This window comes from Halobacillus sp. B23F22_5 (genome assembly GCF_043497085.1).
Taxonomy (GTDB): domain Bacteria; phylum Bacillota; class Bacilli; order Bacillales; family Halobacillaceae; genus Thalassobacillus.
Genome location: NZ_JBIEKI010000030.1, coordinates 1 through 16452, shown reverse-complemented (window position 1 = coordinate 16452; position 16452 = coordinate 1). Strand labels below are relative to the sequence as shown.

16 protein-coding genes, 1 rRNA gene, 1 riboswitch and 1 other annotated feature are annotated in these 16452 nt (G+C 41.9%); of the genes, 15 read left to right on the top strand and 2 right to left on the bottom strand.

Annotation, left to right across the window (positions count from 1 at the left end):
- The first annotated feature begins 437 nt into the window (after nt 1-437).
- The 3 genes from ACGTN9_RS20850 (at nt 438) to asnB (ending at nt 4439) form a co-directional block, all read left to right on the top strand.
- Entirely contained in the window at nt 438-827 is a 390-nt protein-coding gene (locus ACGTN9_RS20850; protein ID WP_499596449.1) for a thiol-disulfide oxidoreductase DCC family protein, read from the top strand.
- Between the two features lie 47 nt (nt 828-874).
- A riboswitch (SAM riboswitch) is annotated at nt 875-983 on the top strand.
- A 187-nt stretch (nt 984-1170) separates the two neighbouring features.
- Entirely contained in the window at nt 1171-2370 is a 1200-nt protein-coding gene (gene metK / locus ACGTN9_RS20845; protein WP_499596448.1) for a methionine adenosyltransferase, read from the top strand.
- 164 nt (nt 2371-2534) lie between these two features.
- Nucleotides 2535-4439 carry an asparagine synthase (glutamine-hydrolyzing) gene (gene asnB, locus ACGTN9_RS20840; protein WP_499596447.1) on the top strand — a complete coding sequence of 635 codons (1905 nt, stop codon included), beginning with the start codon at nt 2535-2537 and terminating at the stop codon, nt 4437-4439.
- Between the two features lie 97 nt (nt 4440-4536).
- Here the strand turns inward: asnB and ACGTN9_RS20835 are convergent, their stop codons facing one another.
- The gene (locus ACGTN9_RS20835; RefSeq protein WP_499596445.1) at nt 4537-5058 is read right to left on the bottom strand and encodes a gamma carbonic anhydrase; all 522 of its coding nucleotides are present in this window, start codon (nt 5056-5058) and stop codon (nt 4537-4539) included.
- 69 nt (nt 5059-5127) lie between these two features.
- Between ACGTN9_RS20835 and ACGTN9_RS20830 the strand changes: the two genes are divergently transcribed.
- Nucleotides 5128-5928: an alpha/beta hydrolase gene (locus ACGTN9_RS20830; protein ID WP_499596443.1), complete on the top strand. Its 801-nt coding sequence runs from the start codon at nt 5128-5130 to the stop codon at nt 5926-5928.
- 5 nt (nt 5929-5933) lie between these two features.
- On the top strand, nt 5934-7007 hold the full coding sequence (locus tag ACGTN9_RS20825) for a tetraprenyl-beta-curcumene synthase family protein (RefSeq protein WP_499596441.1): 1074 nt from the start codon (nt 5934-5936) through the stop codon (nt 7005-7007).
- 15 nt (nt 7008-7022) lie between these two features.
- On the opposite strand, the gene mnmM is transcribed toward ACGTN9_RS20825, so the two are convergent.
- A complete protein-coding gene (gene mnmM / locus ACGTN9_RS20820) occupies nt 7023-7595 on the bottom strand; it encodes a tRNA 5-(aminomethyl)-2-thiouridylate-methyltransferase MnmM (RefSeq protein WP_499596440.1) in 573 nt (190 codons plus the stop codon).
- A gap of 100 nt (nt 7596-7695) precedes the next feature.
- Between mnmM and ACGTN9_RS20815 the strand changes: the two genes are divergently transcribed.
- The 10 genes from ACGTN9_RS20815 to ACGTN9_RS20770 all read left to right on the top strand — a co-directional run.
- Nucleotides 7696-7992: a DUF2524 family protein gene (locus ACGTN9_RS20815; protein ID WP_499596438.1), complete on the top strand. Its 297-nt coding sequence runs from the start codon at nt 7696-7698 to the stop codon at nt 7990-7992.
- Nucleotides 7993-8700: 708 nt separating this feature from the next.
- The gene (locus tag ACGTN9_RS20810; protein ID WP_499596437.1) at nt 8701-9471 is read left to right on the top strand and encodes a hypothetical protein; all 771 of its coding nucleotides are present in this window, start codon (nt 8701-8703) and stop codon (nt 9469-9471) included.
- Nucleotides 9472-9474: 3 nt separating this feature from the next.
- Entirely contained in the window at nt 9475-9855 is a 381-nt protein-coding gene (locus ACGTN9_RS20805) for a GntR family transcriptional regulator (protein WP_499596435.1), read from the top strand.
- Entirely contained in the window at nt 9848-10555 is a 708-nt protein-coding gene (locus tag ACGTN9_RS20800; RefSeq protein ID WP_499596433.1) for an ABC transporter ATP-binding protein, read from the top strand. The genes ACGTN9_RS20805 and ACGTN9_RS20800 overlap by 8 nt, the downstream gene beginning before the upstream one ends.
- Nucleotides 10548-11471 (top strand): ABC transporter ATP-binding protein, encoded by a 924-nt coding sequence (locus ACGTN9_RS20795; protein ID WP_499596431.1) that lies wholly within the window; start codon nt 10548-10550, stop codon nt 11469-11471. Before ACGTN9_RS20800 ends, ACGTN9_RS20795 begins: the two co-directional genes overlap by 8 nt.
- 1 nt (nt 11472) lies before the next feature.
- Complete coding sequence (locus ACGTN9_RS20790; RefSeq protein ID WP_499596450.1) at nt 11473-12408, top strand: ABC transporter permease; 936 nt, start codon at nt 11473-11475, stop codon at nt 12406-12408.
- 63 nt (nt 12409-12471) lie between these two features.
- Nucleotides 12472-12688 (top strand) — a binding site (T-box leader).
- Between the two features lie 50 nt (nt 12689-12738).
- The gene (gene leuS, locus ACGTN9_RS20785; RefSeq protein WP_499596429.1) at nt 12739-15153 is read left to right on the top strand and encodes a leucine--tRNA ligase; all 2415 of its coding nucleotides are present in this window, start codon (nt 12739-12741) and stop codon (nt 15151-15153) included.
- A gap of 175 nt (nt 15154-15328) precedes the next feature.
- A complete protein-coding gene (locus ACGTN9_RS20780) occupies nt 15329-15637 on the top strand; it encodes a rhodanese-like domain-containing protein (protein WP_093045832.1) in 309 nt (102 codons plus the stop codon).
- 19 nt (nt 15638-15656) lie between these two features.
- Nucleotides 15657-15992 (top strand): rhodanese-like domain-containing protein, encoded by a 336-nt coding sequence (locus ACGTN9_RS20775; protein ID WP_499596427.1) that lies wholly within the window; start codon nt 15657-15659, stop codon nt 15990-15992.
- A gap of 361 nt (nt 15993-16353) precedes the next feature.
- Nucleotides 16354-16452, top strand: a 16S ribosomal RNA gene (locus tag ACGTN9_RS20770); the annotation flags it as partial.

The following is a 16452-nucleotide window of genomic DNA, read 5'->3' as shown; positions in this document are numbered from 1 at the left end:
GTTTTCCTTAAAATTGAAGAAAAGGAATAAACCGACAGATAATTGTAGGCAAAAATTTTTTTGAAAGATAAAAGACAAGTTACAACCCTTGATGTATCAACATTTCCGGAGGGAGTCTCACCGTTTCCCCGCCACCCTATCCGTTTTTTGATGAACGAACTCTACTTTATAAGAAGATACTTCTACATTCACTGCATGACAACGCCCAATGATACAGGAAACAAGCCCTCTTTGTCCGGTCCTCCTTGCGTTTATAAGAGAAACGGAAACATCGGCAGGTAGAATCATTTACACATATTATGGAAAGCGAGTGATTTCCCGGACCTCCAAACGCTCACCACCATAATGGAAACAGTTTCTCTCGAAACTGAGTCTTCATGTAAAGGGAGCTTTAGCTGCAAAATCAACAATGATAAGTAAGAAAGGGGGAATATGGATTGAAACTTATCGTGCTATATGATGCTCAATGTTATCTTTGCCAACAGTCAAAAAGAATATTTCAGCGACTGGACTGGTGTCACAATTTTCATTGGAAATCCTTGCAAGCTTATAAAAAGGAAACTAATTTGTCACAAGAAGAAGAAGCGGCAATCAAACAGGAAATCCATATTATAAAAAGTGGTGGAACAAAGCAGAAAGGTTATCATGCCGTAGTAACTATGCTCCGTTACTCCCCGCTTACAGCTCCCATTGGATTGTTAGGCAGTCTTCCTGGAATGTCTTTAGTGGGAAAACCTTTATACAGCTGGATAGCTAAGAACCGATATAAATTCTTTAAAGGGAAGTGTTCGAATGGAAGTTGCAACCTGCATAATCGAAGTAGTTAATTGACAACAGCGGGGGATTTGGTTACGATATAGTGCGAACGGATACTCTCTTATCCAGAGTCGGCGGAGGGGACAGGCCCGATGAAACCTCAGCAACCATCACAAATGTGAAAAGGTGCTAACCTGTAGCAAGGAACACTCCTTGAACGATAAGAGCGAAAGGAAGCAGACCCCCTTTCCTCATCAATAGGAAGGGTTTTTCTTTTTTTATAAAACATAAATCGAACTTCCCTGATACGGGGAGTTATAAAAATATAATGAAGAGATGGTTGGTTTCCCATTCGTACTGGGAGAGAAGTTCCGTCTAATTTTTGTGCACATAATAAAGGAGGAGTTTGTTAGCATGCCTGTGAATCGCCGGTTATTTACTTCGGAATCTGTCACAGAAGGACATCCTGATAAAATTTGTGATCAGATTTCTGATGCTATTTTAGATGAAATTTTAAAACACGATCCTAATGCCCGTGTGGCTTGTGAAACAACTGTTACTACGGGACTTGTCCTGGTTTCAGGTGAAATCACAACTAGTACGTATGTGGATATCCCAAGTATTGTACGTCGAACAATAAAAGAAATCGGCTATACAAGAGCTAAGTTCGGTTTTGATGCCGAAACTTGTGCTGTACTTACTGCGATCGATGAGCAATCACCAGATATTGCTGGTGGTGTCGATGTGGCCTTGGAAAGCCGTGAAGGGAAAATGAGTGACAGCGAAATAGAAGCAATTGGTGCTGGTGACCAGGGGTTGATGTTCGGTTACGCGAATAATGAGACGGAAGAACTTATGCCGCTTCCAATTTCACTTGCCCATAAAATTTCCAAGCGCTTAAGCGATGTACGTAAAGATGGTACTTTAGACTATCTCCGCCCTGATGGAAAGACGCAAGTTACCATTGAATATGATGAAAATGATCGACCAATGCGCGTTGATACGATCGTTATTTCAACTCAGCATGCAGAAGAGATTGCATTGGAACAAATTCAGACGGATTTGAAAAAACATGTTATCGAACCGGTAGTTCCACGCGAGTTGATTGATGAACATACCAAGTACTTCCTTAACCCTACAGGTCGTTTCGTCATTGGCGGCCCTCAAGGAGACGCCGGGTTGACTGGCCGTAAAATCATTGTTGACACTTATGGAGGCTATGCTCGTCACGGCGGTGGTGCTTTCAGTGGAAAGGACGCAACTAAAGTTGACCGCTCCGCTGCTTATGCTGCTCGTTATGTTGCCAAAAACATCGTAGCAGCAGGCCTTGCGGACGCATGTGAAGTGCAGCTTGCTTATGCTATTGGAGTTGCACAGCCAGTATCTATCTCCATCAATACGTTTGGGACTGGTAAAGTCAGCGAGGAGCGTTTAGTCGCCGAAATACGTGAATTGTTCGACCTGCGTCCGGCAGGCATTATAAAAATGCTTGACCTGCGTCGCCCTATTTATCGCGACACAGCTGCTTATGGTCACTTCGGCCGAACGGATATCGCATTTCCTTGGGAAAAGACAGATAAAGCAGAAGAACTCAAAAAATTACTGAATGATTAAGATGAAGAATAGGGAAAAACGGATCATGCCTCCAATGGTTTGGTCCGTTTTTTGGTTAGGTTTACCATGTGTACAGATGGGAAAATACAGAATATCGTTAATGATTTTTGTGTTATAATTTAACAGTCAATATGTAGAAAATATGAAAAAAGGTGGGGCCGATTATGTGTGGTTTCATAGGGTTGATTCGCAATCAGCCTAGTAAAATGAATGAGGAAGAGCTAGAAACTTTTCAGAGACAAAACAATTATATTACCCATCGTGGGCCCGATGATGAAGGGTTCTATCACGATGAAAATATATCTTTGGGCTTTCGTCGTCTAAGTATCATCGATATAGAAAGCGGGCAACAGCCATTAAGTTATGAAAATGAGCGCTATTGGATAGTGTTCAATGGAGAAATCTACAATTATGTGGAACTTAGAGAGGATTTAGAAAACCAGGGATTTGAATTTACAACCGAGTCCGATACTGAAGTCATTACAGCTTTGTTTCATCACAAGCGTGAACAGGCTTTCAGCGATTTGCGCGGCATGTTCTCCATTTTGGTTTGGGACAAACAAGAACAGACGTTATATGGAGCACGGGATCCGTTTGGTATTAAACCGTTATTTTATACCACAGATGATAATGGTACATATTTTGCTTCCGAAAAGAAAAGTCTTACTCTCGTGAAAGATAGCGAGCAGGTCGACATTGAAGCATTGCACCATTATTTAAGTTTTCAATTCGTTCCAGAACCATGGACGATGACAGAAGATATCAAGAAAGTATCTCCTGGTCACTATTTTATCCAAAAGCCAGGTGAGGAACTAACATTTGAAAGATACTGGCATGCAACTTTCCAGCCGAAGTTAATGGAGAAAAATAGCTGGATTGAACAAATTCAACATGCTATGTATGATTCTGTATCCAAACATATGCGAAGTGATGTGCCGGTCGGATCATTTTTATCCGGGGGCATCGATTCCAGCTTGATTGTAGCGATGGCGAAAGAATACAACCCTGGCATCCAGACATTCTCTGTTGGATTTGAGCGAGAGGGGTATTCAGAAGTCGATGTGGCTAAAGAAACAGCTGACAAACTGGGAGTAGAGAATATCTCATATACGATCACTCCTCAAGAGTATATCGAGAAACTCCCGAAAATTATGTATCATATGGACGACCCCCTGGCTGATCCGGCTTGTGTACCTTTGTATTTTGTTGCAAGGGAAGCACGGAAGCATGTCACCGTCGTTCTTTCTGGCGAGGGCGCGGATGAATTATTTGGTGGATATAATATTTACCGCGAGCCTGAGTCGTTGAAAGTCTTTCAATCTATACCTGAACCGGCCAAACATTTATTGGGTCGGGTAGCTGAAATACTGCCTGAAGGAGTTAAAGGGAAGAGCTTTCTTGAACGAGGAACTACACCTTTGAAAGACCGGTATATTGGAAATGCAAAAATGTTTGAAGAAGCAGAGAAGCAGAAACTCATTCGCAACTATCGTAATTTCCATTATCAGCAGGTGACAGAGTCTTTATATCAAACAGCTGGTAAATACGATTTAGTCAATCAAATGCAGTATGTTGATATTCATACATGGATGCGCGGAGACATTCTGCTGAAGGCTGATAAAATGACCATGGCAAATTCATTGGAATTACGCGTGCCTTTCCTGGATAAGGAAGTTTTCGATGTGGCAAGGTCTATACCTGTCGATATGAAAATTGCCAACGGGACCACGAAGAGTATTTTACGTGAGTCTTCTCGTGGAATCGTTCCAGATCACGTATTGGATCGTAAAAAGCTTGGTTTCCCGGTTCCAATCCGGCATTGGTTGAAGGATGAATTATATGATTGGGCAAAAATGCTGATTCATGAAAGTGAAACGGATCAATACCTTAATAAAGGGTATATACTTGATTTACTGGAAGCTCACTGTCAGGGCAAAGGAGACTACAGCCGGAAGATATGGACCGTTTTAATGTTCATGTTGTGGCATCAAATCTTTGTAGAACGCCGTCATCCTATTGAAGACTTGATCAATGAAGATAAACCTGAAAGCAAGTTGACCTTCATTTAAAACTTTGTTGTTGGCTACAAGTTTACGAGATAATTATACAACTTTGCTATTAAGCAAATAAAATCCCTCCGGCGACTGCTGGAGGGATTTTTTAATGTCACTGTTCACTATTGCGCAGGTTTTTATAATATTGTCCCTTTTCGACGTATTCCCTGCGAATTCTTTTCATTTCTGCAAAATCCGCTTCGGTAAGTTCGCGGACGACTTTAGCTGGACGCCCTAATGCCAGTGTCCGTGGAGGAATCTTTTTGCCAGGAGGAACAAGACTCCCAGCACCTAAAAACGCCTCTTCTCCAATTTCAGCTCCATCTAAAACCAGTGACCCCATCCCTATTAAGGCATGTTTTCTTATTATAGAAGAGTGGAGGGTGACCTGGTGTCCGACGGTAACACCTTCTTCCAAGATAAGTGGGTTATCCGGACTTTGATGGAGCATGCTTAAGTCCTGGATGTTGACATTATCCCCTATGTAAGTTGGAGCTACATCGCCGCGTATGACGGTTTTAAACCAAACACTGACGTTTTCTCCGATAGTGACATCTCCTGTAACGACTGCATCTTCTGCTATGTAAGCGGAGGATGCAATTTTCGGGTGCTTTCCTTTATATTCGCAAAACATGGGTATCCCCCTTATAATATAGTTATTAACAGTATAGCAAATTCGATGGCTGATAAAGGGGAGTAACCGATGAAAAAAGTGTACGCGGATGACGCTGTAGGGGTGGTAGTGATCGTCCATGGTGCTTTTGAGCATGCAGGGAGATACGATGAAATAGCCTCACTTTTTCAACAGCAAGGTCTTCATGTCGTATATGGAGACTTGCCTGGTCAGGGGAAATCGACAAGACGCCGTGGTCATATCGACCGTTTTGATCAATATATTGATACAGTAAGCTTTTGGTTGGAAGAGGCAGCAAAATTTCGGCTGCCGGTATTTCTTTTGGGCCACAGCATGGGTGGCCTGGTAGCAATCCGCACGATGGAAGAGAGGCATCCGGAGATTCAGGGAGTCATCTTATCTTCACCTGGGCTTGGCATATTAAACGAACCAAGGAAGTCGGTGAAGCTGGTCTCTCGTGTTCTTGACGCGGTCTATCCTAAATATAAAGTGGAAGCTCCAATCGTTACTGAAAAAGTGACTCGCAACGAGAAAGTCATCGAAGCAGATGAAGGAGACTCATTGATACTGGAAAAAGTTTCAGTACGGTGGTATTGGGAATTTGTACGAGCCATCAACCTTGCATTCAAACGACTTTCTGATTTTCCGGATGTGCCGACAGTAGTCGTGCAGGCTGGAGAGGATATGATGGTGGATATCAAAGAGACGAAACGATGGTTCAATCAATTGGATATTAGTGAAAAAAGTTATAGAGAATGGGCAAACTTATATCATGAAATTTTAAATGAGCCAGAACGAGACTCGGTTCTCCGACATATTGTAGTATTCATGAAACAGAAAGCGGAAGAAACCGGGCGCAAGGAGGGGTGAAACCATTGGCTGTACGTACACCTGCAAATCCCTGGATGATGATGATAAATGTTTATAGAAGCGTCTTTCCACAAGTTCATAAGGAGCTTGATGGCTGGATTACAAAAGCGAAAGCCATCCCGAACCCGGAACTGCGCAAGCAGGCATTAGCAAGTATTTCTGCAAAGACATTTCATTGTGAAGGCGGATCTATCTATAGCTTGTTAGCTGCAGATGAGTGGAAACAGGCAGTCAAATTCATTGTGGCCTATCAAACCATCAGCGATTATTTGGACAACCTTTGTGACCGCAGCACTTCCATGGATCCGAAAGATTTTCGCATGCTTCATCAAGCAATGACCGATGCATTGACTCCGGGAAATCCTGTGAAAAATTATTACCAGTTCCGGGAAGATCAAAATGATGGCGGCTATCTTGAATCGCTCGTACTAACATGCCAGTACGTATTAGCTAAGCCGAATGATTATCATATATCTCATCCGCATGTCATCCAGCTGGGAAATTTATATAATGATCTTCAAGTACATAAGCACGTGGTGGAGGAAGAGAGGATTCCAAGGCTGCAAACATGGTTCTCCCAATACGAGGCTGGAAAAAAACTGAAGTGGTATGAGTTTTCTGCTTGTACTGGATCGACACTTGGAATCTTCTGCCTCGTTTCTTACACACTAGGCGGAAAAATGAATGAAGTCCTTGCCAAAAAAGTGGCCGAAAGTTATTTTCCTTTTTTACAAGGTCTGCATATTTTGTTGGATTATTATATTGACCAACAGGAGGATAAAATAGAAGGTGACCTCAATTTCTGTTCCTATTACGAAACTGACGAGGAAATGAGACAGCGCTTTGTATATTTTGTGAAAGAAACAAAAGCAAGGACTAAACTGCTGCCTGACCCTGCCTTTCATGGAATGATTCAGGAAGGGTTGGTCGGGATGTATCTTGCTGATCGAAAGGTGAGCAGATTGCAAAATGCAAAGACATTTGTGCGTGACTTATTAAAAGTCAGTGGCAGGAAGGCGAAGTTTTTTCATTATAATACAAAGATCTATCATATGTTGAAACCCGGAAAATCGCTGTAAGCGACTATCCGGGTTTTATTTTCGTTTTTCAATTGCCAGTACAAACGGTGGGGCATTTCTCTGGTTGATAAACCCATATTGCAGTACGTGGAATGAATGCTGGTCTAAGTTTTGCACGTATTTTAACAGTTGGTCTTTTTCGTCCTTGCCTCCAGGATGACCGTGATAAACCACTAATACGATCACGCCTTCGGGCTGGAGGAGTTCAAGCAGCTGTTCTACGGCAGCCAATGTTGAACTCGGGGTTGTGACTATGGACTTGTCACTCCCTGGCAAATAGCCAAGGTTAAAAATAGCTGCTCTCAAAGAGGTGACATGCTCATGTTTCATATACCTTCCGATTTTATCATGACTGTCTTGAATGAGTGTAACCTGTTCCTGTTGGGTCTCTGTCAATTTTGCACGTGTAGTGATAATAGCGGAGTCCTGGATATCGAAACCATAAACATGTCCTGTTTCACCAACCAGCCTGCTCAAAAGCTGTGTATCATGGCCGTTTCCGCAAGTAGCATCCACGGCAGTATCGCCTTCCCTGATGGCTGACTTCATTAAGTCATGAGCAAAAGCAAGCACTTTTTTTAAAGTCATTCTAATTCCTCTTTCCCGAAAATTGATGATAATCAATTGTAGCATTGATCGATGCTACTACCAATATCCACGTATGAAAAAGTAACTTTTAACCAAGCTAATGGATGAGGTGATTGCTATGGCGACAAGAGCGTCAATCGAAACGATGATCCAGGAGGCACAACAGCGGTTAGAGCAGGCAAAATATGAATTGTCTCTTGCCAACCAGAATGGCTATCCGATGACAGCCAGTTATACGGAAGCACAACAAAGCTTGGAACAGACGGAGATGGAAATTGATAAATTGATGCATAGTGCCAACCATCAGCAAAAGGATCAATTACATCGGCTGCATTTGCAAGTCAGTCAATGTCTGAATGATATGATTCTTGATGAAAATGATCTGGAACATCGGTAAGTAGGGAACGGCCGCTCCGGCCGTTTTTTTGTGCTTGGCTTCGTTAAATCTCATTGTTAATTTTGCAGCTAAAGCTCCCTTTACTTGAAGGCTCAGTTTCGAGATATTTGGGTCCGTTACCATGAGAGGAATGGGATGGTCCGGGGAACGACTCGCTTTCCTGCGGGGGACCTGGCAAGCTTCCTCGGGCTAAAGCCCTGCGGGATCTCGCCTAGCCCCTTCTCCCGCGGGAGTCTCGTCGTTTCCCTGCCCATCCAGTCAGTTTTGTACTAAACGGACCCTTCAAAAAAAGAATAGTGCAAAATTAAAGCTTCATCCCTACGAATTTATAAAGGATATAAGGAGGCCACTGTCTTTTTCAACATCATAGGGCGATTCCATAACCATGATTTCGAGAACTTCCCATGACTAGGGGCGTAGGGAAACGGTGAGACTCCTGTGGGAGCTGAGTGATAGGTGAGGCCCCGCAAGGCGAAGCCTGAGGAGACTCAGCACACGCCCACGGAAAGCGAATCGTTTCCCGGAGCCCCTAAACTCTAACAATATCTCGAAATCGAGCGTTCCATTATTCGGCCCTATAATTGAATAAACCTCTTATGAAAAATTAATACCAACATTTAGTGGAGACTTTTGCTTAAATGCTATTGCTTCCAATTTTGTATTAGTGTACTATCTAACTAGTACACTAATACAAAAAGGATGGTTTCTGTGAGAGGAAAAGCTTTTATTGGCTTATGGAAAAAAGAATGGGCAATGATGAAAGTTTATTACTTCGTCGTATTGATTGTGGGTTTGGTGTTTGCAATCGGTGTATCTGGTTCCTTGCAAGAGGCTAGAATGTTTATGATAACCGGGGTAGTACTCGTACTCCATATGTTCATTTTATCGGCTTTGCTCATTTACAGCTTGAATCGGGAAGCTGACCAGCTGCAATTGTTTCTTCACAGCCCCCAATCTTCAGCCATGCTTGTCGGAGTTAAGTTTATCCAATCATTATTATTCATGATGGTTTCAATGACGATATTCGGTCTTATAACTATTTTCACCGCCAAGCAATGGGTGGTTTTAACATTTGGTGAATTGTTCCTGGTTGCCTTAATCGCAAATATGTTTATTTTAGGTCAGGCTATTTTACTGGCGGTATTGTTATTGTTCTTATGGGTCATCCATCAAGTATTGAAAACATACCTCGGTGGTCTCAGTATCGTTATTTCTATTATTTTATTTGTAGCTATCACTGGCATCACTTCTACGATTCGTTCTTCAGCTTTTTACGAACAATTAGTCGGATGGGGAGATACGAAAATTAAAATAGAAAGCGTTTCTAGTGATCTTTTAAGTGTGTTTGGAGTGACGGTTCATGGAGATATGTCTGGAGGTATTCCTTTAGAGCTTGGCGAGGTAGTGGCCTGGGTGCTGGCTATTGTAGTTTTATACATTCTCAGCATTGTTTTGATAGATCGAAAGGTAGAGGTGTAAGTCATGGTGATGGATTTCAAGCCGGATAAGCCAATCTACCAGCAGTTGATCGATAAAGTTTCCAGCGAAATCATCCGAGGTGATCGCACTGCTGGCGATAAATTACCATCCGTAAGAGAGTTTGCAGTAGAGACCGGGGTGAATGCGAATACGATGCAACGAGTTTACCGGGAGATGGAGCATTTAGGAATCGTAGAAACAAAACGAGGGCAAGGTACTTTCGTCACAGAAAACCAGGAGCGCCTACAAGACCTCCGCACGGAAATGAAGCAGTTGTATATAGAAGCCTTTGTACAAGACATGGGCAAACTGGGGTTCACTGTAGATGAAATGGTCGAGGGACTTTCGCAGTACCAGGGGGAAAGGAAGGAAAACGATGATTGAATTGCAGCATGTATCAAAAAAGTATTTGTTGAAAAAGGCTTTAGATGATATAGATGTTTCCTTTTCACGAGGGAAGATTATTGGAGTTATTGGGGAAAATGGGAGTGGAAAGTCAACGATGCTTAAGCTGATAGCCGGGTTGCTGCAGCCGACTAATGGAGAAGTACTTATTGATGAAAAGCAGGCAGATCGCAAAATAAGTACGAAGGTAGCCTATATGTCGGATATCGATCAATTCTATCCTTTTTTCACGGTGGACCAGCTGGTGGATTTCTACGAAAGTCAGTTTCCGGATTTTCAACGCGAGAAAGCGAGGGACATCCTCAGGTTTATGCATATAGAGGATGATGAAAAAATCAAACATCTCTCCAAAGGGAATAGGGGAAGAGTAAAAATGGCAGTCACTCTTGCCAGGAATGCACCATATATTCTCCTGGACGAACCTTTTTCAGGGCTTGACCCGATGGTGCGCACTTCGATTGTTCAGGGTGTGATTCAATATATCGATTTACAAATCCAGACCTTGATTATCACTACCCATGATATTAATGAAATTGAGGCTTTACTTGATGAAGTGGTCGTTTTGAGAGAAGGAAAAGTACTGGGACAGCAATCTACAGATAACATCCGAATGGAATATCAAATGAGTGTCGTAGATTGGATGAAGCGATTATATGAAGGAGGAACTAGATATGAATAAGCAGCCGGTTGTCCAACTGAAAAACTTAACGAAGAAAATCGGTAGTAAAACAATTATTGATGACTTGAGTTTAGATCTTTACCCTGGGCAGGTAACTGGTTTTTTAGGACCCAACGGAGCAGGAAAAACAACGACGATCCGGATGATGGTGGGCTTAATGAAGGCAACCTCCGGTGAAGTGATCATTGATGGATATCATCTTAACAAAAATTACACAAAAAGCATTTCTCAGGTCGGTGCAATCGTCGAAAATCCTGAAATGTACAAATTCATGTCTGGGTATCAAAACCTGGTCCACTTTGCGCGTTTGCAAGGCAATATTTCCAAAGAGCGTATTAATGAAGTAGTGAAGCAGGTCGGTTTAGAGGCAAGAATTCATGATAAAGTACAAGCTTATTCTCTTGGGATGAGGCAGCGGTTAGGACTTGCGCAAGCTATTCTTCATAAACCTAAGTTCTTGATTCTTGATGAACCGACAAATGGACTTGACCCTGCAGGCATAAGGGAATTCCGCATGTATTTAAGAAAAATAGCAGCTGAAGATGGTGTGTCTGTATTGGTATCCAGTCACTTGCTTTCAGAAATCGAATTGATGTGCGACCGTATCGCGATCATCCAGCAAGGCAAGTTGATCACCATACGATCCGTACAGGGGAGTGAACAGGACAAACGGAAAGCCTGTCTTTTTAAAGTATCTAATAAAGAGAAAGCAAGGCAAATAGTAAAAGATAATTACGAAGATATAGAAGTAGAAATAATCGATGACCGCTTAATGATTAACCTGGAAAAAGAACAGGCAGCGCACATTAATCGTACGTTCATAGAAAATGGAATCGATGTTTATGAAATAATTCCTCATAAAAAAACACTGGAAGAAGAATTCTTAGAAATGACTGGAGGGGAGCAAATTGTCTGAAATGATACGTCTTATTCGGAATGAGTGGATGAAAATCTTTAAAAGGAACAGCACTTATATTCTTATTGCTATTTTAATTGGCGCTGTATTTTTGTTTGCTTTTATAAGCAGCTGGAGTAGTAATCAACAAAGTCAATCTACACCATGGGAGGAACAAGTCAGTCAGCAACTGACTGCATATGAACAGCAAGCAGCTCGGTCGGAAAATATGGAGGAAAAAATGTATTATCAAGATCAGGTGGCTATTGCCCAGCACCGTCTTGAGGAAGATATCCCTCCTCCCAAACATACAGGCTTTACTCAATATCTACTGGACTCCAAAAGCAATATTACATTTGCTGTGTTATTCACGGTCATCATCGCCTCTGGCATTGTCGCTTCAGAGTTCACGTGGGGAACGATCAAATTATTGACGATCCGCCCTGTAAAAAGAGGGAAAATATTGTGGGCAAAATACTTCACTACATTATTATTTTCTCTTACGTTAGCGCTTATCACCTATCTTGCTGCCATCATTGGAGGACTTATCTTCCTTGATGGAGGAGATGGTGTATTGCTTACTATGGTTGGAGATAAAATCGTGGAACAGTCGGTTTGGACGGAATCCCTTCAGTTATATGGTCTAGCTTTTGTAAATATGATTATAATGACTTCCTTCGCTTTCATGATTGGCACCTTGTCACGTTCCAATGCTTTAGCGATTGGATTGTCGATTTTCCTTATGTTTACTGGTCAGCAACTGGTATTCTTGTTTCGAGAATACGCGTTCGTCAAGTTTTATCTGTTCACACATACGGACTTAAGCCAATATTTACAGCCTAAGCCCATGATAGAAGGAATCAGCCCGCTGTTTTCTGTAACAGTGTTGATGCTCTATTTGCTTGTATTTTTGTTAATCAGCCATTTTTCCTTTACAAAAAGAGATATCGCTACGTGACTCCTTTTGCCATTGCTTGACAAAGCCCGCACGTTTCATTAAGATACGGATAGATATATTCATACAACGACTTGGAAGAGGAATAGTAATCAGCCTGCAAGAAATTCAGAGAGTCAGCGGCAGGTGTAAGCTGGCCTTGTAACTGATGAACTCACCTTGGATGTTGCAGAAGTGAATGCAAGTAGCTTTTGCCGGCTCATCGCCGTTATCGATGCTGAAGAGGACGTGTCATACGTCAATTTGGGTGGTACCGCGGGAATACAAGCTTCTCGTCCCAGTTATGGGATGAGAGGCTTTTTTTATATTTAAAAAAAGAATGGAGGAAAAGCTATGGCTTTTAACCATAAGAAAATTGAACAGAAGTGGCAGGACTACTGGTACAGTAATAAAACTTTCCAGACTGATGCTTCATCCGATAAAAAGAAATTCTACGCACTTGACATGTTTCCATATCCTTCGGGAGCAGGACTGCATGTCGGCCATCCGGAAGGGTATACGGCGACAGACATTGTTTCCCGTATGAAAAGGATGCAAGGATATGAAGTGCTTCATCCGATCGGTTGGGATGCATTCGGCCTTCCTGCTGAACAATATGCCCTTGATACTGGAAATGATCCAGCTGAATTTACTAAACAGAATATCGATAATTTTCGCCGTCAAATTAAAGCACTAGGTTTTTCTTATGATTGGGATCGTGAAGTCAATACTACTGATCCGGATTATTATAAATGGACACAGTGGATTTTCCTTAAGCTATATGAAAAAGGGTTGGCTTATGTGGATGAAGTTCCGGTCAACTGGTGTCCTGCACTTGGTACAGTATTAGCTAATGAAGAAGTAATCGATGGGAAAAGCGAACGTGGCGGCCACCCTGTGGAAAGACGCCCAATGAAGCAGTGGATGCTTAAGATTACGGAATATGCAGATCGTCTCCTCGAGGATTTAGAAGAGCTCGATTGGCCGGAAAGCATTAAAGATATGCAACGCAACTGGATTGGAAAGTCAGAAGGAGCGGAAGTGGTTTTTGATATTGATGGCTACGACGAAAGCTTCGATGTATTCACCACACGCCCGGATACACTATATGGAGCTACGTATGCGGTACTTGCACCTGAGCATCCACTTGTGGAAAAAATTGTAACAGATACCCAAAAGACTGAAGTAAATCAATATTTACAAACTGCAAAAGCAAAAAGTGATTTGGAACGTACCGATCTTGCTAAAGATAAAACCGGTGTATTTACAGGGACCTACGCAATTAATCCAATTAATGGCAATAAGGTACCGATCTGGGTGGCAGACTATGTACTGATGACTTATGGAAGTGGCGCGATCATGGCAGTACCAGCTCATGATGAACGTGATTATGAGTTTGCACATAAATATGACTTACCGATCGTAGCCGTTGTTGAAGGCGGCGATCTTGAGAAAGAAGCTTATACCGGAGACGGCAAACACATCAACTCCGGAATGTTGAATGGGCTTGATAAAGAAGAAGCCATTCAAAAAGCAATCGAGTGGCTTGTTGAAAATGGTAAAGGGGAGAAGAAGACGACCTATCGCCTGCGAGACTGGTTATTCAGCCGTCAGCGATATTGGGGTGAACCGATTCCGATGATTCATTGGGAAGATGGTTCCATGTCAGCTGTGCCCGAGCAAGAGCTTCCATTGGTATTGCCGAAAACGACAGAAATCAAGCCATCTGGTACAGGGGAATCCCCATTAGCTAATATTGATGACTGGGTTCATGTAACAGATCCAGACACAGGAATGAAAGGGCGCAGGGAAACGAATACCATGCCACAATGGGCAGGCAGCTGTTGGTATTATCTACGCTATATTGATCCTCAAAATGATGAAAAACTGGCCGACTACGATAAACTAAAGAAATGGCTGCCGGTCGATATCTACATCGGAGGAGCAGAACACGCTGTATTACACCTATTGTATGCACGTTTCTGGCATAAGGTTTTATATGATGTTGGTGTGGTCCCTACCAAAGAACCATTCCAGAAACTATTTAACCAAGGAATGATACTTGGGGAAAATAACGAAAAAATGAGTAAGTCTAAAGGGAATGTTGTTAATCCGGATGATATCGTAGATTCCCATGGAGCAGATACTCTTCGTTTATATGAAATGTTCATGGGACCGCTTGATGCCTCTGTAGCCTGGTCGACTAATGGATTGGATGGCGCACGCCGATTCCTTGATCGTATCTATCGTTTGATCGTGGCAGAAGGTGAGAAATTATCCGATAAGGTGACAGACAGTTCAGATAAGACGCTGGAAAAGGTCTATCATGAAACAGTCAAAAAAGTGACCGAAAACTTTGAAGAACTACGTTTTAACACCGGAATATCCCAGATGATGGTGTTTGTGAATGAAGGTTACAAAGCGGAAGTATTGCCAAAAGAGTATATAGAAGGTTTTGTGAAAATTCTTTCTCCTGTAGCACCACATCTCGCAGAAGAGTTATGGGAAAAGTTAGGCCATGAAGGTACAATAGCTTATCAGGAATGGCCGACTTATGATGAGTCTAAATTGGTCGAAGATGAAGTGGAAATTGTTATTCAGGTAATGGGCAAAGTACGTGCCAAGATGACAGTTTCAAAAGAGGCCTCTAAAGAAGATCTGGAAAAACAAGCGATTGAGCATGAAAAGGTCCAAGAGTGGCTGGAAGGAAAGACAGTCAGAAAAGTAATCGCTATTCCCGGGAAACTTGTCAATATCGTGGCTAATTGATTATATAGCTGAGCAGCCTAATAATGGCTCGCTCAGCTATATTTTGTTTAATGTAAAGGTAAATGAGATATAGTATAAGTGAATAAGCTTTTCATACCCCGGCACCTATCCCTTGACATTATGAAAAAATTGCTTAAAATTAGTGAAGGTAAAAGTTCTTAAGGAGGAATGCAAGATGGCTATTCATGAATATAAACCAGAAGAAGTACAAGATATGATAAAAGAAAATAAAGATGTACAAATCATCGATGTTCGAGAAGATGATGAGGTAGCACAAGGAATGATCCCGCAAGCAAAACACATTCGTTTAGGAGATATTCCAGAAGCTGCAAATAATTTAGATAAAGATCAGGAATATATTATGGTTTGCCGTTCTGGTGGACGCAGTATGAATGCTGCCCAGTACCTGGATCAACAGGGCTTCAAGGTGCGCAACTTAGAAGGCGGTATGATGAACTGGGACGGGGAAACCCAACCTAAATAGATAGAAGGGGTAATGGAAAGTGGAATTATTGATTGCGTTATTTGCAAGCCTGGCAATTGTGGTTGTCACTCGGTATGCTGTCCCAAGGTGGAACCTTAAAAGAATCGAGCAACCAATTGTCATTGATGAGCGTTTCTGTGTTATAGATATCCGTGATTATATTTCTGCACACCGTTCGCCTTATCCGGGTGCAGAAAATATCCCGCTTAGTTACTTGCCGCGGGCATTAAAGGAACATTTTGATTGTCAAAAGGACGTACTTGTCATAAGTGATGATGTACGGGGAGCAAGAATCGCAGCAAATATTTTTCGGAAAAAAAGAAAGAAAAATATCTATTATGTTACGTCTGCATAATAAATGTATGGAGTTGTCCAGCTAAGTTTGAGGACAGCTCCATTTGCTTTTGTAAGATCATCTTAAAAAAATCATTTATAGTGTTGACAATTAAAAAGAAAATCTGTAATATAGTTTTTGTCGCTTCTTGAGCGAAAGTTTTTCCAAACAAGCCATTTGAAGAAAATATCTATTATACTATTGACATTTTCTTCGATAATGTGCTAAAATTCTATTACTGTCGATAAAAGACAGGCCTAAGTTTTAATTTGATCTTTGAAAACTGAACGAACCAACCAGTACGTCAAATCAATTTCTTCATTATATGAGGAAATGAACAACGCGCACTATTTTAGTGCAAACATGAGCTATTCAAACTACTTTTATGGAGAGTTTGATCCTGGCTCAGGACGAACGCTGGCGGCGTGCCTAATACATGCAAGTCGAGCGCGGGAAGCAAGCGGATCCCCTTCGGGGGTGA